Source organism: Sphingobium sp. TomTYG65 (genome assembly GCF_055395525.1).
Genome location: NZ_AP027330.1, coordinates 251,094 through 273,347, shown reverse-complemented (window position 1 = coordinate 273,347; position 22,254 = coordinate 251,094). Strand labels below are relative to the sequence as shown.

At 62.5% G+C, this 22,254-nt stretch carries 20 protein-coding genes; 15 read left to right on the top strand and 5 right to left on the bottom strand.

Features of this window, described 5'->3' with window-relative positions; translation table 11 throughout:
• Nucleotides 1–5: 5 nt before the first annotated feature.
• From ACZ5Y5_RS01435 to ACZ5Y5_RS01425, 3 genes are all read left to right on the top strand, one after another.
• Nucleotides 6–1,532, top strand: coding sequence for a CpaF family protein (locus ACZ5Y5_RS01435; protein WP_464809443.1), 1,527 nt, complete (start codon nt 6–8; stop codon nt 1,530–1,532).
• A gap of 101 nt (nt 1,533–1,633) precedes the next feature.
• Nucleotides 1,634–2,455: a class I SAM-dependent methyltransferase gene (locus ACZ5Y5_RS01430; RefSeq protein ID WP_464809442.1), complete on the top strand. Its 822-nt coding sequence runs from the start codon at nt 1,634–1,636 to the stop codon at nt 2,453–2,455.
• A 147-nt stretch (nt 2,456–2,602) separates the two neighbouring features.
• The gene (locus tag ACZ5Y5_RS01425; RefSeq protein ID WP_464810438.1) at nt 2,603–3,439 is read left to right on the top strand and encodes a DMT family transporter; all 837 of its coding nucleotides are present in this window, start codon (nt 2,603–2,605) and stop codon (nt 3,437–3,439) included.
• Here ACZ5Y5_RS01425 and ACZ5Y5_RS01420 read toward each other — a convergent pair.
• The gene (locus tag ACZ5Y5_RS01420; RefSeq protein ID WP_464809441.1) at nt 3,431–3,862 is read right to left on the bottom strand and encodes an OsmC family protein; all 432 of its coding nucleotides are present in this window, start codon (nt 3,860–3,862) and stop codon (nt 3,431–3,433) included. The two genes, ACZ5Y5_RS01425 and ACZ5Y5_RS01420, sit on opposite strands and share 9 nt — an antisense overlap.
• 86 nt (nt 3,863–3,948) lie before the next feature.
• Here ACZ5Y5_RS01420 and ACZ5Y5_RS01415 point away from each other — a divergent pair, with 86 nt between their 5' ends.
• The 11 genes from ACZ5Y5_RS01415 to ACZ5Y5_RS01365 all read left to right on the top strand — a co-directional run bounded on the left by ACZ5Y5_RS01415 (nt 3,949) and on the right by ACZ5Y5_RS01365 (nt 14,479).
• Complete coding sequence (locus ACZ5Y5_RS01415) at nt 3,949–4,314, top strand: PRC-barrel domain-containing protein (protein WP_464809440.1); 366 nt, start codon at nt 3,949–3,951, stop codon at nt 4,312–4,314.
• Between the two features lie 149 nt (nt 4,315–4,463).
• Nucleotides 4,464–5,132, top strand: a complete 669-nt coding sequence (locus ACZ5Y5_RS01410; RefSeq protein ID WP_464809439.1) for an RBBP9/YdeN family alpha/beta hydrolase — start codon at nt 4,464–4,466, stop codon at nt 5,130–5,132.
• Between the two features lie 93 nt (nt 5,133–5,225).
• Complete coding sequence (locus ACZ5Y5_RS01405) at nt 5,226–5,417, top strand: YezD family protein (protein ID WP_464809438.1); 192 nt, start codon at nt 5,226–5,228, stop codon at nt 5,415–5,417.
• Between the two features lie 175 nt (nt 5,418–5,592).
• Nucleotides 5,593–8,061: a TonB-dependent receptor gene (locus ACZ5Y5_RS01400; protein WP_464809437.1), complete on the top strand. Its 2,469-nt coding sequence runs from the start codon at nt 5,593–5,595 to the stop codon at nt 8,059–8,061.
• 152 nt (nt 8,062–8,213) lie between these two features.
• The gene (gene panB / locus ACZ5Y5_RS01395; RefSeq protein WP_464809436.1) at nt 8,214–9,086 is read left to right on the top strand and encodes a 3-methyl-2-oxobutanoate hydroxymethyltransferase; all 873 of its coding nucleotides are present in this window, start codon (nt 8,214–8,216) and stop codon (nt 9,084–9,086) included.
• Nucleotides 9,087–9,160: 74 nt separating this feature from the next.
• A complete protein-coding gene (locus ACZ5Y5_RS01390; RefSeq protein ID WP_464809435.1) occupies nt 9,161–9,859 on the top strand; it encodes a tetratricopeptide repeat protein in 699 nt (232 codons plus the stop codon).
• A gap of 10 nt (nt 9,860–9,869) precedes the next feature.
• The gene (locus ACZ5Y5_RS01385; RefSeq protein ID WP_464809434.1) at nt 9,870–11,219 is read left to right on the top strand and encodes a PQQ-binding-like beta-propeller repeat protein; all 1,350 of its coding nucleotides are present in this window, start codon (nt 9,870–9,872) and stop codon (nt 11,217–11,219) included.
• A 117-nt stretch (nt 11,220–11,336) separates the two neighbouring features.
• Entirely contained in the window at nt 11,337–12,710 is a 1,374-nt protein-coding gene (der, locus tag ACZ5Y5_RS01380) for a ribosome biogenesis GTPase Der (protein WP_464809433.1), read from the top strand.
• Nucleotides 12,697–12,912: a sulfurtransferase TusA family protein gene (locus ACZ5Y5_RS01375; protein WP_464809432.1), complete on the top strand. Its 216-nt coding sequence runs from the start codon at nt 12,697–12,699 to the stop codon at nt 12,910–12,912. The genes der and ACZ5Y5_RS01375 overlap by 14 nt, the downstream gene beginning before the upstream one ends.
• A gap of 84 nt (nt 12,913–12,996) precedes the next feature.
• Nucleotides 12,997–13,431, top strand: a complete 435-nt coding sequence (locus ACZ5Y5_RS01370; RefSeq protein ID WP_464809431.1) for an Hpt domain-containing protein — start codon at nt 12,997–12,999, stop codon at nt 13,429–13,431.
• Nucleotides 13,432–13,486: 55 nt separating this feature from the next.
• Complete coding sequence (locus ACZ5Y5_RS01365; protein WP_464809430.1) at nt 13,487–14,479, top strand: LLM class flavin-dependent oxidoreductase; 993 nt, start codon at nt 13,487–13,489, stop codon at nt 14,477–14,479.
• A 4-nt stretch (nt 14,480–14,483) separates the two neighbouring features.
• Here the strand turns inward: ACZ5Y5_RS01365 and ACZ5Y5_RS01360 are convergent, their stop codons facing one another.
• A complete protein-coding gene (locus tag ACZ5Y5_RS01360) occupies nt 14,484–15,551 on the bottom strand; it encodes an acyltransferase family protein (protein ID WP_464809429.1) in 1,068 nt (355 codons plus the stop codon).
• Nucleotides 15,552–15,798: 247 nt separating this feature from the next.
• Between ACZ5Y5_RS01360 and ACZ5Y5_RS01355 the strand changes: the two genes are divergently transcribed.
• Complete coding sequence (locus ACZ5Y5_RS01355) at nt 15,799–17,457, top strand: ATP-binding protein (RefSeq protein WP_464810437.1); 1,659 nt, start codon at nt 15,799–15,801, stop codon at nt 17,455–17,457.
• Between the two features lie 4 nt (nt 17,458–17,461).
• On the opposite strand, the gene ACZ5Y5_RS01350 is transcribed toward ACZ5Y5_RS01355, so the two are convergent.
• From ACZ5Y5_RS01350 to ACZ5Y5_RS01340, 3 genes are all read right to left on the bottom strand, one after another.
• Nucleotides 17,462–18,913 carry an MATE family efflux transporter gene (locus ACZ5Y5_RS01350; protein WP_464809428.1) on the bottom strand — a complete coding sequence of 484 codons (1,452 nt, stop codon included), beginning with the start codon at nt 18,911–18,913 and terminating at the stop codon, nt 17,462–17,464.
• Between the two features lie 39 nt (nt 18,914–18,952).
• Nucleotides 18,953–21,652, bottom strand: coding sequence for a valine--tRNA ligase (locus ACZ5Y5_RS01345; RefSeq protein ID WP_464809427.1), 2,700 nt, complete (start codon nt 21,650–21,652; stop codon nt 18,953–18,955).
• A 111-nt stretch (nt 21,653–21,763) separates the two neighbouring features.
• On the bottom strand, nt 21,764–22,240 hold the full coding sequence (locus ACZ5Y5_RS01340) for a DUF2497 domain-containing protein (RefSeq protein WP_464809426.1): 477 nt from the start codon (nt 22,238–22,240) through the stop codon (nt 21,764–21,766).
• Between the last annotated feature and the right edge of the window lie 14 nt (nt 22,241–22,254).

Below are 22,254 nucleotides of genomic sequence, written 5' to 3'. Positions count from 1 at the left end.
GAATTATGAGCGCGTTTGGACGGAAAAATGGAGCTGCCGGCATCAAGCCGGGATTCGGCGTAGCCCGGCCGATGCAGGGCGGAGCGCCTCGCGACGAAGCGCGGGGAGGCGATCAGTTCCCGCCGCTGGACATGGCGCCCTTGCCCGCCGAAACACCGATCGATCCGCTTTCCGCGCCTACCGGCCAGATGCAGCGCAACGCCGACGCCTTGCAGCGCCTGTCCGATCGCGCCAATGCCGAACATGTGCCCGACGCGGGGCCGCAGGGCTTTGAAGCATCGGTCCACAAGATCAAGGAACAGGTCCTTCCTCGCCTGCTCGAACGCGTCGATCCCGAAGCAGCAGCCACGCTCAGCAAGGATGAACTGGCGGAAGAATTCCGCCCGATCATCATGGAGGTGCTTGCCGAACTCAAGCTCACCCTCAACCGGCGTGAACAGTTCGCCCTGGAAAAGGTGCTGGTCGATGAACTGCTCGGCCTTGGCCCGCTAGAGGAATTGCTGGCCGACCCGGACGTCAGCGACATCATGGTCAACGGCCCGGAACAGACCTATATCGAAAAGAAGGGCAAGCTCCAGATCGCGCCCATCAAATTCCGCGACGAAGAGCATCTGTTCCAGATCGCCCAGCGCATCGTGAACAAGGTCGGCCGCCGCGTCGACCAGACCACGCCGCTGGCCGACGCCCGCCTGCCCGACGGAAGCCGCGTCAACGTGATCGTGCCACCGCTCTCGCTGCGCGGCACCGCCATCTCGATCCGTAAATTCTCCGCCAAGCCGATCACGCTCGACATGCTGGCGCAATGGGGCGCGATGAGCCCGCAAATGTGCACCGCGCTCAAGATCGCGGGCGCCTGCCGCATGAACATCGTCATCTCGGGCGGCACAGGCTCGGGCAAGACCACCATGCTCAACGCCCTGTCGAAGATGATCGACCCGGGCGAGCGCGTGCTGACCATCGAGGACGCAGCCGAACTCCGCCTGCAGCAGCCGCACTGGCTTCCGCTCGAAACCCGGCCCCCGAACCTGGAAGGGCAAGGGGCGATCACCATCGGCGATCTCGTCAAGAACGCCCTGCGTATGCGCCCCGATCGTATCATCCTGGGCGAAATTCGTGGTGCGGAATGTTTCGATCTGCTCGCCGCGATGAACACCGGTCATGACGGCTCCATGTGCACGCTCCACAGCAACTCGCCCCGCGAGTGCCTGGGCCGTATGGAAAACATGATCCTGATGGGCGACATCAAAATCCCGAAGGAAGCCATCTCCAAGCAGATCGCCGACTCGGTGGACCTCATCGTCCAGGTCAAGCGCCTGCGCGACGGCTCGCGCCGGGTCACCAATGTGACCGAAGTCATCGGCATGGAAGGCGACGTCATCGTCACCCAGGAACTGTTCAAATTCGAATATCATGACGAGGACGACAGCGGCCGCATCGTCGGCGAATATCGCTCCATGGGCCTGCGTCCCTACACGCTGGACAAAGCGCGGCAGTTCGGCTTCGACCAGCCCTTCCTCGAAGCCTGCCTGTAACAAATCATGACTGGCGGGGCTTAGGGTCCCGCCAGCAGCTTGCGCTCCGCCAGCGCAAACGGCACATCTGTTTCCCTCGCCGATGAAGGAGAGGATTTCCGATGAACCGTATCGCGCGCGCCGGTCTGCTGCTGACCGCTATCGCTGTTCCCGCCCTGCCGCTCGCCGCACAGCATGCCGGTCATGCAGGCCACCAGCCTGCCCAGCCAGCCGATCCCATCGCCGCCGCAGTCGCCGCGCCCACCCGGAGCGCGGCCAACATGGCGCGCGACAAATATCGGCATCCGGCGCAAACGCTCGCCTTCTTCGGCGTCTCGCCCGGGCAGACCGTGGTGGAATATAGCCCCAGCGGCGGCTGGTACACGGAAATCCTGGCCCCGCTCCTCCGCGAGAAGGGCACCCTCTATGCCCTCCAACCCTCCGGCCGCTATCTCGACGGCTATCGGAACTTCCTTGCCGCCAAGCCTGACGTCTATGACAAGGTGAAGCTGGTCCCCTTCCCCGACCAGACCGCGATGATACCGGCCGGCAGCGTCGATACGCTGCTCACCTTCCGCAACGTCCACAATATGGTGATGGCGGGAACAGAGGCAGCGACCTTCAAGACCTTCTACGATCTCCTGAAACCCGGCGGCACGCTCGGCATCGTCGATCACCGCCTGCCCGAAGGCCGGGACGTCGCGCTGGAAAAGAGCAGCGGCTATCTTAAGGTCTCGACCATTCGCCGCCTGGCCGAAGCGGCCGGTTTCGAATATGTGGGCGCGTCCGAAATCAACGCCAATCCGCGGGATACGGCCGATTGGCCGAAGGGCGTCTGGACCCTGCCTCCCTCTCTTACCAACGGCGAAGTCGACAAAGCGAAATATCTCGCGATCGGCGAAAGCGACCGCATGACATTGAAATTCCGGAAACCCGCTAAATAACATCTCGGCGGTTGCCTCATCTCGGCGCATGTCTAAAGCGGGCGCGTGCAACCGCCTGCCCCCACCAGCCCCCCGGAGGAGCTTCCGCCGCCCCCCCCTCTGCGGGAGGAGCGGCCACTCACCGGCATCGGACTGCGCCTCGTCGCCATGGCCTTCCTGGCGGCGATGTTCGCGCTGGGCAAAGTCGTGGGCACGCGCGGCGTGCATCTTGGCGAGCTGCTCTTCTACCGACAGGCTCTGGCCCTGCCGATCATCATCGCATGGGTCGCGCTGACCGACGGATTGCCTTCCGTACGGACCAACCGGCTTGGCGCTCATGTCAGCAGGACGGCGCTTGGCCTCACCGGCATGGCGCTCAACTTCGGCTCCTACATGCTGCTGCCGTTGACGGAGGCGACCACCATCGGCTTCACCATGCCCATCTTCGCCACCCTGCTCTCCGCTCTGTTGTTGCGGGAAGCAACCGGCCCGCACCGCTGGGCGGCTATCCTGCTCGGCTTCGCAGGCATAGTGATCATGATCCGCCCGGACAGCGCGCATTTCCCGCCGTTGGGCCTGGCGGTGGCCCTTTCCGGCTCGATCATGACCGCCTGCATCAGCCTGGTCTTGCGCGATCTGGGGCGAACGGAACGGGCGGGCGTCATAGTCTTCTGGTTCACCGTCCTGTCGATCCCGCCGCTCGCCCTGCTGATGCTGTTCGTCGGACAGGCGCATGATCCGCTAACCTGGGCACTGCTCGTCGGTGTCGGCCTTACCGGCGGCTGCGCGCAACTGTGCATGACCGGATCGCTGCGCTGCGCCCCCGTCTCCGTCGTCTTGTCGATGGACTACAGCACCATCATCTGGTCGACGATGCTCGGCCTTGTCATCTGGGGCGAATGGCCGATCGCCACCACCTGGACCGGCGCGACGCTCATCATTGCGAGCGGCCTCTATATCGCGTGGCGGGAGCATGTACGCACCCGCCGTTTCGCGTCAGCCTAGCAGTTCCGCGTCCAGGCTGATCTCCGCGTTCAACAGTTTGGACACAGGGCAATTGGCCTTGGCCTTGGCCGCCAGTTCCTGAAACTGCTCGTCGGACGCCCCCGGAATCTTCGCCTTCAGCGTCAACTTGCTCGCGGTGATCGCAAAGCCGCCTTCCTGCTGCTCCAGGGTCACGACCGCGTTCGTCTCCATCTTCTCCGCCGTCAGCCCGGCCTCGCCGAGGATCAGCGACAGCGCCATGGTGAAGCAGGACGCATGGGCCGCCGCGATCAATTCTTCCGGGTTGGTGCCCGGCACGCCCTCGAACCGCATGGCAAAGCCATAGGGATGCGCGTCCAGCGCGCCGCTCTGCGTGGAAATCGCGCCCTTTCCGTCCTTCAGGCCGCCACTCCAAACCGCCGATCCGCTACGATTGATCTTCATATGATCCTCCTGCCTGAAGAAATGGGAACCCCGCCGAAGCCCCCCGGTTTCGTCTATATAGCTCATAACTGTGCAGGAGCGTGACAATGACCAGCCCAGCAACAGAAAATCCCAGCGACCTGATCGCTTCGGACCGGGTGGAAGGCACGGCCGTCTATAATCGCGAGGGCGAAAGGCTTGGCCACATCTCCAACTTCATGGTGGATAAGCGCAGCGGGCAGGTCCGCTACGCCGTCCTGTCCTTCGGCGGGTTCCTGGGCCTTGGCAATGACCACTATCCCCTGCCCTGGTCCATGCTGAATTATGACACGGACAAAGGCGGCTATGTGGTCGATCTGGACAAGGAAAAGCTGGACGAAGCCCCCCGTCATCTACCTGGCGTGCAGCCCGACTATGACGAAGCCTATGGGCGGAACGTCTTCTCCTATTACGGCCTGATATACCCTTGGTAAGAGGGCGCTGCCCACCCTTCATGAGGGCCACCGAAGCTGAACCCCAGATGAATCCGGTCGCCTAAATTTGAACACATTTGGTCGCTGAACTATTGTCTATTCAAAAACTAGAGTTATGTCTGGTCGGGTAATTGGACGAGGATCAGGCCATGGATCGATTCGGTCATCTCGGTGACGCGCGCCTTCCGGTCGTTTTGACCATCCCGGGTCTCAACAATAGCGGGCCCGGTCATTGGCAAACCTTGTGGGAAGAAGCCCGCGGTGATTGCCAGCGGGTTGATCTTGGCAGTTGGGCCAGCCCTAACCGCAACGCCTGGGTGACGCGCCTTGACGCCGCCATTCGGGAGGCGAACGGCCCCATCATCCTGGCTGCGCACAGCCTTGGGTGCTTGGCCGTCGCCTGGTGGGGCGCTTTGCAGAGCCAGGCTTATGGCTGGCCGGTGACCGGCGCGCTACTGGTCGCCCCTCCCGACTGCGACAGGATGGAAACGCCAGAGACGATCGGTGGCTTTGGCCCCACGCCGCGCGCGCAGCTGCCCTTCCCCTCCTATGTCGTGGCCAGCCGCAACGACCCCTATATCTTCTTCGAACGGGCGCACAGCGTCGCGAAGAACTGGGGCAGCACTTTCGTCGATGCTGGCTTTAGCGGTCACATCAATGCCGATTCGGGTCTGGGCGAATGGCAATTTGGCCAGGCGCTGCTGGACCGGCTGATCGACAATGCCCATGAACAGGCGTCTGTCATGCGGCAAATGCGACCCGCCATACCATTACCCCATAATGAAAGAAGAATGAGCGCAATGCGAGTAATCAGCTGAATTGAGGGCGCTACAAGACAAACTTGGGCGCCCTATATATTTGCTTTTTTGTCTATTAAATTAGTTGAGATAAAAGGCGGCTTAGAGGTGCATATGAGTGATCATCGACCGATTGAATTCGCCCGCAACGGCCGTGCAGACGGCCAGCGGCACGATATTTCCGCAAGCATCGAAAAGGTGCGTGGCGTGCTTGAAGCGCTGCGTTTCGGGTCGATCACATTGACCGTGCATGATGCCCGCGTCGTTCAGATCGACGTGACGGAAAAGACTCGGCTCACCGCCTGACAAAATAGCGGGGGCAACAAAGGGTCGTAATGCCAAGCCGCCGGACAGGCGGTGAATAACAGGCGGCAGGGGGTGGGCCGCTTACTGTCCATACCATTCCCAGACCATCGGCTTTGACCGGACGCACCGGAAAGGCCGCGATCAACATTCACCGGACATCCGGAAGGGGAATCTTATGATTGCGCGTTCTCTGTTGCTCGCCACCGTGGCGAGCGCATCCTTCATTGCGTCCAATGCCTATGCGCAGGACGCCACTCAATCAGCAGCTGCCGACACGACGGACGATCAGGCATCCAGCCCGCGCGGCGAGGTGATCATCGTTACCGCCCGCCGCCGTCAGGAAACGGCGCAGGAAGTGCCGCTGGCGATCTCCGTCATTCGCGGCGACAGCATCGAAGCGACCGGCAATTTCAACGTCGTCAAGCTTCAACAGCTTGCGCCGACGCTGCAGGTCTATACGACCAACCCACGCAATACCTCGGTCAACATCCGCGGTCTGGGCGTGCCCTTCGGTCTGACCAGCGACGGCTTTGAACAGGGCGTCGGCATCTATGTCGATGACGTTTACAATTCGCGCGTCGCTGCCGCGACCTTCGACTTCCTGGACGTCAACCAGGTCGAAGTTCTGCGTGGCCCGCAAGGCACGCTGTACGGCAAGAACACCACGGCAGGTGCGATCAACATCACGACCAACCAGCCGACCTTCGATTTCGAAGGCCGCGCGGAGGTGACCGCCGGCAACCTCAACTACAAGCAGGCCAAGGCTGCCATTTCCGGTCCACTGTCGGACACGATCGCCGCGCGCCTCGCTGTTGCCACGACCAGCCGCCGTGGCACGATCTATAATGTGACGAGCCGCCGCTGGATCAACGAACAGGACAATCTCGGCCTTCGCGGCCAATTGCTGTTCAAGCCGAACGATGATTTCAGCCTCACCCTTTCGGGCGACTACAGCAAGCAGGACCCCGAATGCTGCGGCACCGTCTTCGTCCGCGTAGGCACGACGCAGCGCGTCATCACCCGCCAATATGACGCTCTGGCCGCGGCGCAGGGCTATGTCGTGCCCAGCCGCAATCCCTATGACCGGCTGACCGACCTCGACAGCGAACTAAATGCTGGCAACAAGATCGGCGGCGTCTCCGCGCGGATCAAATGGGATATCGGCCCTGGCACGCTGACCTCCGTCACCGCCTGGCGCTTCTGGGATTGGAAGCCTGCGAACGACCGCGATTTCACCGGCCTGCCGATCGTTTCCAAGTCGCAGAACCCCTCGCAGCAGGACCAGTATAGCCAGGAATTCCGCTATAATTACTCAAGCCCGAAGATCGACTTCGTCGTCGGCCTCTTCGGCTTCAAGCAGCGGATCGACACCCAGGGTACGGAACAGCAGGGTGCGGCAGCCAGCAAGTGGAACCTGACCGGCGCCAATGCCAACAACCCGAGCATCCTCCAGGGCCTGACCGCGACCAACACCCAATGGCTCAAGAGTGAGAGTGCGGCCCTGTTCGGCCAGCTGAGCTGGAAGGTCACGGATGCCCTGACTATTCAGCCGGGCGCGCGCCTCAACTATGACAAGAAGTCGGGCTTCTACCAGCGTGTCGTGACCACTGGTTCCGGCGCGGTTATCACCAGCTGCGCTCCGTCCGCGACGGCAGGCAACCCCGTACTGACGGCGCAGTGCGGCATCTACCAGCCGCAGGTCAGCGCGCCTTCCGACAGTGCCTGGAACTTCACCTATGACTTCAACGTCAATTACAAGATCGCGCCCGACATTCTGGCCTATGTGACTTATGCCAAGAGCTTCAAGACGCTGGGCATCAATCAGAACGGCTTGCCGCTCAACTCTGACAACACGGTCAACTATGCTGCAGGCACGGTGAAGCCGGAATCGGTCAACCATTTCGAGGCGGGGCTCAAGACCCAGTTCTGGAACCGCCGCGCGACCTTCAATCTCACTGCCTTCCGCACTGAGATCAAGGATTTCCAGGCAACGGTAAATGGCGGCCAGTTCGGCACGACGCGCGGCTATCTCGCCAATGCCGATAAGGTGCGGTCGCAGGGGATCGAGGCCGACCTCAAGGTCGTCGCCAGCGACCGCTTCACCGCCTATGCCAACGGCGCCTATACCGACGCCAAATATGTGAAGTTCTGCAACGCACCGCCGCCGCCGGAACTGAGCGGCGGGTCAAGCACCGGGATCGTCGTGACCGGCAAGTGCACCTACACCGGCACGCCCGGACCGGCAGCGACGGCCAACCAAGTCAGCCCGCCCTTCGTCGATATTTCCGGGGAGCGTCTGCCCGGCGTGTCGAAATGGGCCTTCTCCTACGGCGCGGAATATAACATTCCGGTGACGCTGCTGGACAAGGACGGCCAGCTTTATGTGGGCGTGGACGGCAACTACCGCTCGCACTGGAACTCCAACGCTTCGCCCTCGCGCTACACCGAAGTGAAGGGCTATGCCCTGACCAACTTCCGCGCCGGGTTCCGTGGCGAAGGCTTCGATGTGTTCGGTTGGGTCCGCAACGCCTTCGACGTCAACTATATCGAAAATCTGCAGGTTGCACCCGGCAACACCGGCCTGATCGCCGGTCAGCCCGGCGACCCGCGGACCTGGGGCGGAACGATCAAATTCTCGTTCTGATCCCGTAACGATGTTCACCCCCTGCGGGAGCGGCACAGGCCCGCCGCTCCCGTTCTTTTTCAATTCGCTATTTCCTTCATGAAATCCGGTTCGGCAAAACTGGCCTGCCCCCCGATTTGCGCCCGCGACCCCGCTGGGGTACAGCCCTTTTCATGTCCACCACCTTCACGCTCGACACGTCCACCAGCCGCGCCAATCCCACGCCCGCGCCGATGAAGCGCCTCACCGTCCCCGCCATCCAGCGCCGCAAGGCCGAAGGGAAAACGGACGAGCCCCTGGTGATGCTGACCGCCTACACCGCACGGCAGGCGCAGCTTCTCGATCCCCATTGCGACATGCTGCTGGTCGGCGATTCGCTCGGTCAGGTGATCTACGGCCTGCCCTCAACCCTGCCCGTCACGCTGGACATGATGATCGCCCATGGCGCCGCCGTGGTCCGGGGCAGCTATCACAGCCTCGTCCTGGTCGACATGCCCTTCGGCAGCTATGAAGCTTCCCCCGCCCACGCCTTCGCCAGCGCCAGCCGCGTCATGGCCGAAACCGGCTGCGCTGCGGTCAAGCTGGAAGGCGGGCAGGCCATGGCCGAAACCATCGCCTTCCTGACCCAGCGCGGCATCCCCGTCATGGCCCATGTCGGGCTCACGCCGCAGGCCGTGAACGCGCTCGGCGGCTATGGCGCGCGCGGCAAAAGCCAGGAAGAACATGCCAAGATCATGGACGACGCCCGTGCCGTCGCCAGCGCGGGCGCCTTCGCGGTAGTGCTGGAAGGCGTTATGGAAGACCTTGCCGTCGCCATCACCGACAGCCTCGACATACCGGTCATCGGCATCGGCGCGTCGGCCCATTGCGACGGCCAGGTGCTGGTTGCGGAGGACATGCTGGGCATGTTCGAACGCACCCCTCGCTTCGTCAAACGCTACGAGAATATCGCCGACACCATCAGCGGCGCGGCCGAACGCTATGCCGCCGAAGTGCGCAACCGGAGCTTTCCAACCGCAGATCAGGTCTATCGGCCCAAAAAGTGATTTGCGCTAAGCTCCGCCGCCGCTATTGATCGCGCCTTCCGCGAGCTTTTTCTGACGCCTATCTGGAGACCCAAGTGGCCCTGACGCCGCAAAACAGCGAAGCCTTCATGCGTGAGGTCGATGAGGCCGTTCGCCAAGACCAGCTGCTGACCTTCTGGCAGCGCTTTGGCCGCTGGATTGTCGCGGCCGTCGTCATCGGGCTCGTGGCCTTCGCCGGCTGGCTTTATTGGCAGCATTACAGCGCCACTAAGTCCCAGGCCGTTTCGGAAGAAATGGACAAGGTCATAGCGACGGCCGTAGGCGGCGGCACGCCCGACGCCAAGCAGTTGGATGCCCTGACCGACGCGAGCCAGCCCGGCTTCCGCGCCTCCGCCCTCCTGGTGAAGGCGGGCGCCGCCGCACGCAAGGGCGACAACAAGGCCGCGATCGCCGCCTATCAGGCGATGGCCGCTGACAGTTCGCTCGACCAGCCGTATCGCGACCTGGCCCTTATCCGTCAGACAACATTGGAGTTCGAGACGCTGAAGCCTCAGCAGGTTGTCGATCGGCTGAAGCCGCTTGCGGTGGAAGGCGCGCCCTGGTTCGGCAGCGCGGGCGAACTGGTCGCCATCGCCTATATGAAGATGCGCAAGCCCGATCTTGCCGGGCCGCTGTTCGCCGCCATGGCGAAGGATGCAAGCGTGCCCCAGTCAGTCCGTTCACGCGCGCGACAGATGGCAGGGTTATTGGGGGTAGATGCGGTCGAAACGCCGGCTGAGCCTGGACAGGGATGAAGATAAGCGCATGGGGATGCACAGCATGACGAAATTTGCGGGCACGCGCCGCGCCCTGACCGTGGCGGCGATGGTCGCCCTGCTGGCGGGCTGCGGCATCATCGGTGGCAAGAAGGGCGGACCTAAGACGCCTGTGGTCGGCAACCGCGTATCGATCCTCACCAACGAGCAGGGGGTGGAGGTCGATCCGACCCTGGCCGACGTGCCCGTATCGCTGCCCGAAGCCTATGCCAATGACCAATGGTCGCAGCCGGGCGGCGGCCCTTCCAAAGCAATGGGCCATCTGGCGCTGAGCGCCTCACCCAGCCAGGCGTGGACCACTTCGATCGAGGGCAGCACGCCCCGCGCCCGCCTGGCCTCCTCGCCAGTGATCGCCAATGGCAAGCTCTACGTCATTGATGCGGGTGCGCATGTCATCGCCTTTGACGCCAACAGCGGCGCAAAGCTGTGGCAGACCTCCCTCCCCGCCGAAGGCAGCGGCCGCGCCCTCTTCGGGGGCGGGGTCAGCATCGTCGATGACAAGGTCTATGCCAGCACCGGCGTCGGCGACGTTGCCGCACTCAGCGCAGCCAACGGCTCCATCCTGTGGAAGAAGCGCCCCGGCGGCCCGCTGCGCGGCGCGCCGACGCTCGCCAACGGCCATGTCTATGTCATGGGCCAGGATAATCAGATCTTCGCCCTTAACCAGACGGACGGCGAAGTGCAGTGGACCGACAGCGGCACGCTGCAGGTGACCGGCGTGTTCGGCGTTGCCGCGCCCGCCGCCGCGCAGGGCACGGTGATTGCGGGCTACAGCTCGGGCGAATTGACCGCCTATCGCTATGAAAATGGCCGCACCCTCTGGGGTGACGCCCTTTCCCGCACCAGCATTTCTACAGCGGTCGCCAGCCTCACCGACATCGACGCTAATCCCGTGATCGACCGCGGCCGCGTCTTCGCCATTGGTCAGGGCGGCCGCATGGCCTCCTATGAACTGGTGAGCGGTCAGCGTCTGTGGGAAATCAATGTTGCCGGCATCTCGACCCCTTGGGTCGCGGGTGAATGGGTGTTCGTCGTGACCAGCGACGCCAAACTGCTCTGCGTCGCCCGCGCGACCGGCAAGATTCGCTGGATCAGCCAGCTGCGCCGCTGGGAAAAGGAAAAAAAGAAGGCGAATGCGATCCGCTGGACCGGCCCCGTCCTGGCGGGCGGACGCCTGATCCTTGTATCCACCCACGGTGATCTCAACTATGTCGATCCGGCGACCGGCGCGGTGCAGAGCGCTGTCGATATGCACAAGTCCATGTCGCTCTCGCCGGTAGTCGCCAACAACACACTCTATATCCTGGCTGATGACGGCCGCCTGACGGCGCTTCGTTAACGTCCACGATAATGTTAGATAAGCGTGCTCCTGCGAAGGCAGAAGTCCAGCTCCGCTGTTAAGGACTGGGCTTCTGCCTTCGCAGGAGCACCAGTATTTTAAAGGAAGCGGGCCACCATGCTGCCCACCGTTGCCATTGTCGGGCGGCCCAATGTGGGCAAGTCCACCCTTTTCAATCGCCTCGTCGGCAAAAAGCTGGCGCTGGTCGATGACCAGCCCGGCGTCACCCGCGACCGGCGCGAGGGGCAGGCGAATCTGCTCGGCGTCGATTTCACCATCATCGACACCGCGGGCTATGAGGATGAAGATCCTCAGACTCTCCCCGGCCGCATGCGTATGCAGACGCAGGCAGCCGTGGAAAATGCCGATGTCGCGCTGTTTGTCATCGACGCTCGCGCTGGCGTGACCCCGCTGGACGAGGAAATCGCCCGCTGGCTCCGCGAAGGTGACGCACCTGTCGTATTGATGGCCAACAAGGCCGAAGGCAAAGCCGGCGACGACGGCGTGCTGGAAGCTTTTAGCCTGGGCCTTGGCGACCCCATCCCATTTTCTGCCGAACATGGCCAGGGCATGGCTGACCTGTTCCAGGCCCTCCTGCCCTATATCGACCGCGAGGAGGAAGAGGATGAAGAGGAGGGCGAACCTAGCGAGGCCGACCTCGAAGCCGCGCCGCTCAAGCTCGCCATTGTCGGGCGCCCTAACGCAGGCAAATCGACGCTCATCAACCGCCTGCTCGGCGAAAACCGCCTACTCACTGGCCCCGAAGCGGGCATCACGCGAGACAGCATCGCGGTCGATTGGCAATGGACGAGCCCCGACGGCGAAGAACGCCCCGTCCGCCTGATCGATACGGCCGGCATGCGCAAGCGCGCCAAGGTGCAGGATAAGCTGGAAAAGCTGGCTGTTTCGGACGGCCTGAACGCTGTGAACTTCGCCGAAGTCGTCGTGCTTCTGCTAGATTCCACGCGTGGTCTGGAGGCGCAGGACCTGCGCATCGCAGACAAGGTGCTGGAGGAAGGACGCGCCCTCGTCGTCGCACTCAACAAATGGGACACAGTAGAACACGGCTCCGCTCTTTATCAGGGTATCAAGCAGGCGCTGTCCGATGGCCTCGCCCAAATCCGAGGCGTGCCGATCATGACCGTGTCGGCCGCGACGGGCAAAGGGCTGGATGACCTCATCCGCGTCGCCTTCGAAACCCGCACCGCCTGGTCGCAGCGCGTGTCCACCGGCATACTCAACCGCTGGTTCGAGCGCGCTCTGGAAGCCAACCCGCCCCCCGCCCCGGGCGGCAAGCGGATCAAGCTGCGCTACATCACTCAGAACAAGACCCGCCCACCGACCTTCGTGCTATTTGGCACGCGCCTTGACGAATTGCCGGAAAGCTATCGACGCTACCTCGTCAACGGCATCCGCAAGGAATTGGGTTTCGGCGCCGTACCGGTGCGCCTGACGCTGCGCAGCGCCAAAAATCCTTATGCCAGCAAATGACCCCGTCCATGTCGACGCCAGAGGCATGAAATGCCCTTGGCCCGCCCTCCGCGCCGCCCGCGCGATGCGCTTGGCCGATGCGGTGACGGTCGAGGCCGACGACCCCAACGCGGCTCGCGAACTGGCGGCGCTGACGCAGCAGCAAGGCTGGAAATTGACGGCAACCGCGGCCCATCGCTTTGAACTTACGCGGGAATATTGAAGACCGGTCCATCATGACCTCGCGGCTTAACCTGCTGTTTACGCTTGGCTTCTATTGTGGAGCCGAAACAAGGAGTGTCGCAGGGTGTCATATCAAGAGGCAGAACTGGTCAATCAGGCCGATCTCGCCAAATCCCGATCGGAGCTGGGCAGCGCCTTTCTCCGCATCCTGGGCTATTTCCGCGAGGATGGCGACAAAGCGATCGGCGCGATTGAACAAGCGATTCGCGAACGCAACGCTGTCGCGCTTGTGACGCCCGCGCACACGTTGAAGGGCGAATCCGCCCAGTTCGGCGCACACCGCCTCAGCAGCATGGCCGAGCGGATCGAGATGGTCGCCCGGCGCTGCGTGGAAACGCGTGAAGGACCAGATGAACTGATCGAGATCGTCGTTGGCCTGCGCCCCTGCTTTACTGAGACGATGTCCGTACTCGACCGCGACTCCAATCCGCTGGTCGCACGCCGCCCCGCTTTTGGCCGCCGCGGTGAAGCGCCCCAGGGATTTGGCCGGGCGATCTGATCCAGGCACATATCACGTATTGAAATAAAACGGATCATCGCCCCATATGCAGGCGATGATCCGTTTTTCCGTTCTGGACCTCGTCCCCGTCATTGAAGGCAGCAGCGTCAGCGAGGCGCTGGCCAATGCGGCTGCCTTTGCTGCTCATGCCGAAAGCCTTGGTTTCCACCGCTATTGGGTGGCGGAGCATCACGGCATGCCAGGCATCGCATCCGCCGCGACAGCCGTGGTGCTGGCGCATATCGGACACGCCACATCCACCATCCGGATCGGAGCGGGCGGCATTATGCTACCCAATCACGCGCCGCTACTGATCGCGGAGCAGTTCGGCACGCTCGCCGCGCTATTCCCCGGACGCGTGGACCTGGGGCTCGGCCGGGCGCCGGGCTCCGACCAACGAGTGGCTCAGGCGATGCGGCGGACGCTCTCTGGTGGACCGGATGAATTCCCCCGAGACGTCATGGAACTGCAGGCCTATTTGGCTGGCGATCAGCGGCTTGGCTTTCAGGCGACGCCTGGGGCTGGCGAGACGGTTCCGCTCTGGATTCTTGGATCGAGTCTTTATGGTGCGCAACTCGCCGCAGCGCTGGGCCTGCCCTATGCGTTCGCGTCGCACTTCGCTCCCGCGGCTCTCGACGATGCGATCGCCATCTACCGTCGCGATTTCCGCCCCTCGGCACAATTAGACCAACCCTATGTGATGGCAGGCTATAATGTGTTCGCCGCAGACACGTCCGAAGAAGCCCGGCTGCTCGCGACATCGATGCAGCAAGCCTTCGTGCGCCTGCGGACCGGCCAACCCGGCAAACTTCAGCCTCCGGTTAAGGACTATTTCGAAAGCCTGCCCCCTGGGGCGCAAGCGATGCTGTCCGACGTCCTGAGCGCCACCAGCATCGGCAGTCAGGCCGAGGTCGAGCGCGACATGGCTGACTTCATAGAACGCACGGGCGTCGATGAATTGATCATCGGCGGCCAGATTTATGATTTCGAAGCGCGTAAGCGCAGCGTCGAGATCGCAATGGCAGCGGCACAGGCGATCGCCGGTTAGGGGTTCAACTCCGCTGCAATCGTCCACCGCTCAGCACTTCTGCCATGCCCGGCCAAGCGCGGCTGAGCATTGATCCCAGCAGCAGCACCGCAACGAGTACCAGTAGCGGCTGGATCAACAGATATGCGGGATAAAGGGGCGAGCCCAGCTTACCGAACAGGGCCCCAAGCACCGGCCCGCCCAACCATATCAGGATGAGGTGCGAACAGAAGAGCAGAAAGGCGAAAGGCTCGATCCGCAGCAGCATGCCGCGTAGCGGGCTACCCGCCAGCGTCCAGGACAAGCGCCAGAAGCACGCCGCGGCCGCGACGCGGACGGCGAGATCCAGCAGACCCACCTCGATCGCGGCCCCTTGAGTGGCCTGCAGAGAGAAGTGCAGTTGCACCACCATGAGCAGCAGGAAGGGCAAGGCCGCGATCGGCCAGCTCCATGCCGCCACCCGTTCAGCCAGGCCAATTCTGCGCGCCATCATACCGATCACGAAAAATAGCAGGATTGCAGGCCGCATCAATACCGGCGGGCCCCAACCCATCAACTGCGCCAGTGCGGCGGCGCCAGCGACGCTCACCAACAGCCAAGCCGGCGAACGGACCAGCAGGGGTGCCGCGCACATGCACAGGAACAGATCGCGCAGGAACGGCATCTGCACATTGATGTCCGGATTGCGGCTGACAATGAACAGTTCCTGGAACAGCCAGTCAAAGGATACTGGTACGGGCGCCGAGAGGCCGAGCAGCCACGCCGCGCCGGAGACCAGCAGAATCCCCAGGCCGTTCCATAACACCATTGGCAACAGGATCGTCCGCGCCTTGCGCACGACGTGCGAAAACCAGTTTTGGGTCCGTGACGACCCGCCCACCAGCCAGCCCGATATGACGCCGAGCAGCGGCACTGCGCTCCGCCCGAAAATTTCCATCAGCAGCCAGCGCAGATTCTCCTGCGGCGTACCACGGGCGATTTCCAGATCATGGCCATTGAGGCCTGTCCACGCATGAACATAGACGACGCCCAAAATGCAGATCACGCGAGCGATGGAGATCGCATCCGATCTGCGCGCTGCACTGGCCGTCATGATATGGGACAAACGAAAATCCTGATGATGCCGGGACCAATCGGCCGATACGGATGACCAACGATTCGCGCCAGAGCCAGGTCTGCCCCACGCGGCGGACAGTGGCCCGCGCGGGGCAGGCAGGTCGAAACAGCGCGGAAATCGGGAGTGGCATGGCACGCGCGATAGCCAATTCTTTACCTCTCACCGGCTACACCCAGCGGAGCATCCGGCAATGCGTGCTGGTGACGTGGATCGAGAGGGGCGTATGAGTCACATGCCAGGAGCAGCGGAATTCACTCAGGGCCATGCTTACACGCAGCCCGTCCCGGCGGCCGCCATGGGCGCCGTGTTCCAGATCGCCGGTTCCAGTTCAAAGGTGCTGATCGACGCTGGCTGCATCGCCGCCTTGGCTCATGAGTCCGATCCTTGCATCGCCATGGCAGGACAAGTCGGCAGCCAAGTAAAGATGCGCGTCGGCCACAGCTGGCTCATCGCCAGCGTCCGGTCAATGGCGCTCGACCGTCAGGACAGCGGCATGATCGTCGCCGACGTTGATTTCCTCGGTGAAGGCGATGAGGAAGCGCTCACGGGCCGCATCTATCGCTTCCGGCGCGGCGTCACGCGCTATCCCGCCCCGGGCACTGAAATCTTCGCTGTATCCAGCGCCGACATGCAGCAAATCTATGCCGCGGATGATCGCCCGCATGTGCAGATCGGCACGGTGTATCCCACCGCGGACACACGAGCGGCGCTTTATGTGGACTCCATGCTGGGCAAGCATTTCGCCCTGCTGGGCTCGACCGGTACGGGTAAATCGACCAGCGCGGCGCTCATCCTCCACCGCATTTGCGACCTTTCGCCCGAAGGCCACATCGTAATGATCGACCCGCACGGCGAATATGGCGCAGCCTTCGCTCAGAATGGTGCGGTGTTCGACGTCAGCAATCTCGCCCTGCCCTATTGGCTGATGAATTTCGAGGAACATTGCGAGGTGTTCGTCACCTCCGAAGGGTCCGACCGCACGGTGGATTGCGATATCCTCGCCAAATGCCTCCTCGCTGCCCGGCAGAAGAACCGGCTGGCGGAAAGCATCGGCCGCCTGACGGTCGATTCTCCTATCCCCTATTTGCTGTCGGACCTGACCAACATCCTGCAGAATGAAATGGGCAAGCTCGACAAGGGCACCGGCGCCCTCCCCTATATGCGGCTCAAGACCAAGATCGACGAGATCAAGGCGGACCCGCGCTACAGCTTCATGTTCTCCGGCATGCTTGTCGCCGACACGATGCAGGAGTTTCTAGCGAAGATCTTCCGTCTGCCGTCGGGTGGAAAACCGATCTCCATCATCGACGTGTCGGCCATGCCATCCGACATCACCTCCGTCGTGGTTTCTGTCCTGTCACGACTGGTCTTCGACTATGCCATCTGGGCTCGGGACGAGGCGCAACGGCCGATCCTGCTCGTCTGCGAAGAAGCGCACCGCTATATTCCCAGCACCACCACAGGGGGTGGCCAGGCCGTCCGACGAATCCTGGAACGGATTGCGAAGGAAGGGCGCAAATATGGCGTGTCGCTGGGGCTCATCACGCAGCGCCCGTCCGACCTTGCTGAAGGCGTGCTGTCGCAATGCGGCACCATCATCTCGATGCGCCTTAACAACGATCGCGACCAAGCCTTCGTGAAGGCGGCGATGCCCGAAGGCGCTCGCGGTTTCCTCGACTCCATCCCCGCGCTGCGCAATCGCGAGGCGATCATCTGCGGCGAAGGCGTTGCCGTGCCGATCCGCGTGGCGCTCGATAATCTCGAGGAAGAACGACGCCCCGCATCTGGCGACCCCAGCTTCACCAAACTGTGGCGTCAGTCCGGCGGCGAAGCCGATATTCTCGACCGCACCATCACCCGCTGGCGCAGCCAGGGACGTTGACGAGTCAGCCCGTAGGCGCCAGCCGCCCCGCGGGCTCACTTTCGGCGTTAACGCTTTCGCGGCATTCTTCCTCATGCACAGGCACCAGCAGCTTCGCCTTGCGCCAGCCGCCCTGCCAATAAACCAAAGCGGCGAGCAGCAGGGACGAGCCCGAGCTAATCGGAAAGCTCAGCCAAAGGGCATCCGCACCCCAATGCGGATAGCCCCAATGATAGAAGGCCAGCCGAACGCCAAAAAGGGTCAGGAGCAGGATCAGCAGGGGCTTCATCACTACCCCGTTGGCACGCATCACCCCGAACAGGACCATGGTGCAACCAAACAGCATGAAGCTCCAGCTTGAGAGCAACTGCATGTGCCAGGCAGCATCGATGGCCGCTTGATTACTGCCCAGGAAAAGCGACAGCAGCGGCGCGTGAAACAACAGGATGACGCCGACCATCGTGCCGGTGATCAGTAACAGATAGCCCATGCCGTAAGCCGTGATGCGGCCTATCCGGTCCCAGCGTTCCGCGCCCACATTCTGCGCCACCATCGCGCTCACCGCGCCGCCCATCGCCATCGCCGGCATCTGCAGATAGGTCCAGATCTGCTGCGCCGCGCCATAGGCTGCGGTAACCAAGAAGCCCTCGCGATTAACGAGGCCGATCATTACCAGGCCCGTCGCGGACATAACGATCATCTGGAGGCCCATCGGCAAACCCTTGCCGAGAAGAAGGCGTATCTGTCCGAGTTCCGGACGGAGATACGCTAATTCGGGGCCTCGTAGGCGCAGAGGCAAGTCTTTCGCATAGATATACCAGATGACCCCGATCATGCTGATAACGCCCGCAGTGGCGGTTGCCGCCGCTGACCCGCCGATACCAAGCGCCGGGATTGGCCCCAGCCCCAGGATCAGCAGGGGATTGAGGACAATATCCACCCCCACGCTCACGAACATGAAGATCAGCGGCGTGCGGGCATCCCCCGTTCCACGCAGGCCCATCATAATCATAACGCCGATCAGCGTCGCCGGCATCGCGATGAAGATCACGCGCAGATAGGTAAGCGCCAGGCCAAAAGCCTCGGGCGGCGTCGCCAGCATACGCAACATGGCAGGTGCGCCGATCCACCCTACCACCGCAACCACAAGGCCCAACAGCGTGCAGAAACCAACGGCTGAGCCAAAGGCCCGCCGCGCTGCATCCATGTCTCCGCGTCCGGCTGCTTGGGCAATCATGACTGTCGATGCCATGCCGAAGCCGAAGACAATCGAAAACATGAGGAACATGGTGATGTTCGCGTTCGCTGTAGCCGCGAGCGCCTGCGCGCCAAGGAAACGACCAATCCAAATGGCGTTGATCGACCCGTTCAACGATTGGAGAATATTGGACGCCAGCGTCGGGATGGCGAAGAGAAGCAGCGCCGGCGCGATCGGCCCCTGCGTCAAATCCTTCGCTCCGCGCTTTTCAGCCGCCATCTACATCCCTTCCCGTTGTCGGCTTTGAAGACTAGCCGATCAAGCGAGCCGGTCCAGCGCCGCCTTCAGCCTTTCGGCTTCGGCGGCTTTCTCCGCATGATCCTCACGCGCTTTGGCCACCGCTTCAGGCTTTGCCTTTTCGACGAAGCTCGGGTTCGAAAGGCGGCCGGCTAGGGAGTCACGCTCCTTCTCCGCGCTGGCAAGCGCCTTGGTGAGACGGGCCTGCTCTGCCGCAATGTCGATGACGCCTTCCAACGGCAAGATGAATGTTGCCTCATCGACCACGACCTGCGCCGCGCCGCCCTCTGCGGTGTCGCCGAAGGACAGGCTTTCGACACGGCCCAAGCGGGCGAGCGCAGCGCCCTGCCGGTCAATGCGGCGGCGGGTCTCCTCAGACGCATCGCGAGCAATAACGCGCAGTTTGGCCCCCGGCGGCACGTTCAATTCCGTGCGCGCGGTACGCATCGCGCTGATCAGCCGGATCAGCCAGTCGATTTCGGCTTGGGCTTCCGCATCGATGGCATAAAGCGCCTGCGGCCAGCGGGCGATGATCAGTTCGCTCTCCCGCTCCCCGGTGAGGTTCCATAACTCTTCGGTAATGAAGGGCATGAACGGATGCAGCATGACGAGGATCTGGTCGAATGCCCAGCCCGCGACGGCGCGCGTCTCATCGTCCATCGCCCCTTTGGTCAGTTCGATATACCAGTCGCAATACTGGTCCCAGACAAAGTGGTAGATCGCGTTCGCTGCAGCGTCGAAGCGCAATTCGGCCATGGCGATGTCGATCGCCTGCACGGTCGCGACCGTTTCGGCGATGATCCAGCGATTGACCGGCGCCTCAGCGGCCGGGGCTTCATGGCTGGTCGAGGCGGTAACGCCGTTCGACTGCAGGAAGCGCGCCGCATTCCACAGCTTGGTCGCAAAGTTGCGATAGCCCTCAACCCGCTTCTCATCCATCTTCACGTCGCGGCCCTGGCTTTCCATGGCGGACATGAAGAAGCGCAAGGCATCCGCGCCAAACTTGTCGATCAGGCCCAACGGATCGACAACATTACCTTTGGACTTGGACATTTTCTGCCCATCGGCCGCGCGGACGAGGCCATGGAGATAGAGCTTGCGCCAGGGCACGTCGCCCATGAACTCCAGCCCCTGCATTGCCATGCGCGCATCCCAGAAGAAAAGGATGTCAAAGCCGGAAATCAGCAGGTCATTGGGATAGTGCCGCTTCAATGTTTCGGTCTGCTCCGGCCAGCCCAGCGTACCGAAAGGCCAGAGAGCCGAAGAAAACCAGGTGTCGAGCACATCAGGATCACGGGTCAGTTTTTTGTTGCCCGCTTGGCTCTGCGCCTCTTCCTCGCTCTCCGCGACATAGGGATTGCCATCTTCGTCATACCAGGCGGGGATCTGATGCCCCCACCAAAGCTGACGCGACACGCACCAGGGCTGGATATTCTCCATCCAGTTGAAGAAAGTCTTTTCCCAGGTCTTGGGCACGATCTCGATTCGGCCGTCACGCACGGCCTGCATCGGTGCGACCGCCAGCTTCTCGGCATCGACATACCATTGGTCGGTCAGCCAAGGTTCAATCACCACGCCCGAACGATCGCCGAACGGCGTCTGGATCGTCCGCGGCTCAGCGTCGGCTTCGACTTCCTCACCATCCTTGGCCTTGCTGATGTGCGGGACCAGCATGCCGAGCGCTTTCATCTCGGCCACGACCAATTCGCGCGCGCCATCGACGCCATCCCGCCTGAAGCGGTGCAGGCCAAGGAACCGCTCCGGGATTAATCTGTCAGCGGTCTGGATCACATTGGCGTCCGCATCGAACATGTTGAGCATGTCGGCGGCCTTGAATCCCGCTCGCTTGCCCACTTCAAAGTCGTTGAAGTCATGCCCCGGCGTGATCTTGACCGCGCCCGACCCGAGTTCAGGATCGGCATACTCATCCCCCACGATCTTGAACCGGCGGCCGGTGATCGGCTGGAGGATGTCCTTGCCGATAACATCTTTGTAGCGGGAATCTTCGGGGTGCACGGCGACCGCCATGTCCGCCAGCATCGTTTCCGGACGCGTGGTCGCGACGACGATATGGTCCGCGCCGTTCGCCAGCTTCACCCCATCGGCGAGCGGGTAGCGGAAGTGCCAGAAGCCGCCCTTCACTTCCTTGGTCTCGACCTCCAGGTCCGAAATGGCCGACCGGAAATGCGGGTCCCAGTTCACCAGCCTCTTGTCGCGATAGAGTAGACCACGCTCGTACAGCTCCACGAAGACCTTCACGACAGCCTTCGAAAAGCCCTCGTCCATGGTGAAGCGCTCATTGGCCCAGTCCATCGAGCAACCGAGCCGCCGCAGCTGACGTGTGATCGCGCCACCGCTTTCCGCTTTCCACTCCCAGACCTTGGCGACGAAATCCTCGCGTGAGAAATCCGTGCGCTTCTGGCCGGCAGCGTTCAACTGCCGCTCCACGACCATTTGTGTGGCGATGCCCGCATGATCGGTGCCCACCACCCACAGCGCATCCTTGCCGCGCAACCGCTCGTAACGGATCACGATGTCCTGCAGGGTATTATCGAGCGCATGGCCGATGTGCAGGCTGCCCGTCACATTCGGCGGCGGATTCACGATTGTAAAGGGCTCCGCGCTCGGCCGCTCGGGCCGGAACAGACCCTTGCTTTCCCAATGGGCGTACCAACGGGATTCGATTTCGGTGGGATCAAAGGTTTTGGGCAGTTCGGTCATGGGAAGGCGCCTTAATGCCCCTTCCCTGACCATTCCAGCGCTTTTACGGCTTCATTCTGCGCCAGACCGCTTCCTGTCGCTCAGAATCAGACATGCTTCACCGGCATGCGCTCAACGGCCAGTGATCCGCGCGATTTCCTTGGCCACCATATCCTCGACCAGCGCAGGCAGACGGGCGTCGAGCCATTCCTTGAGCATCGGCTTCAACATCGAACGGACCAGCCCGTCCAGCGTATTGTCCTCGCCGTCCTTGGGCGTCACCAGTATCGAGGACAGGGTGGACAGCGAATGACGCGCGGCGACCTCGCTTTCGACCGACAGAATGGAAGCATCCTCCGCGGGCGCTTCAATCCGGGGCGCACGGGACGTCTTATGGGCAGGCATCGGCTCCTCCGCTCCAACCTCGTCAGTCAATTCCAGCACTTCCTCAACCGCCGGGTCCGCAGCGTCAGCTGCCTGCTTGGGCGCGGCCTCGGACTTGCCACGACGCGACACAGTCTGCGCGGCCTCCTCGCCTTCCTCCGCAATAATGCGTTTGATGGACGATAGGATGTCCTCCATCGAGGGTTCCTTGCTCATGTCGCCCATGAATAGCCCCTGTT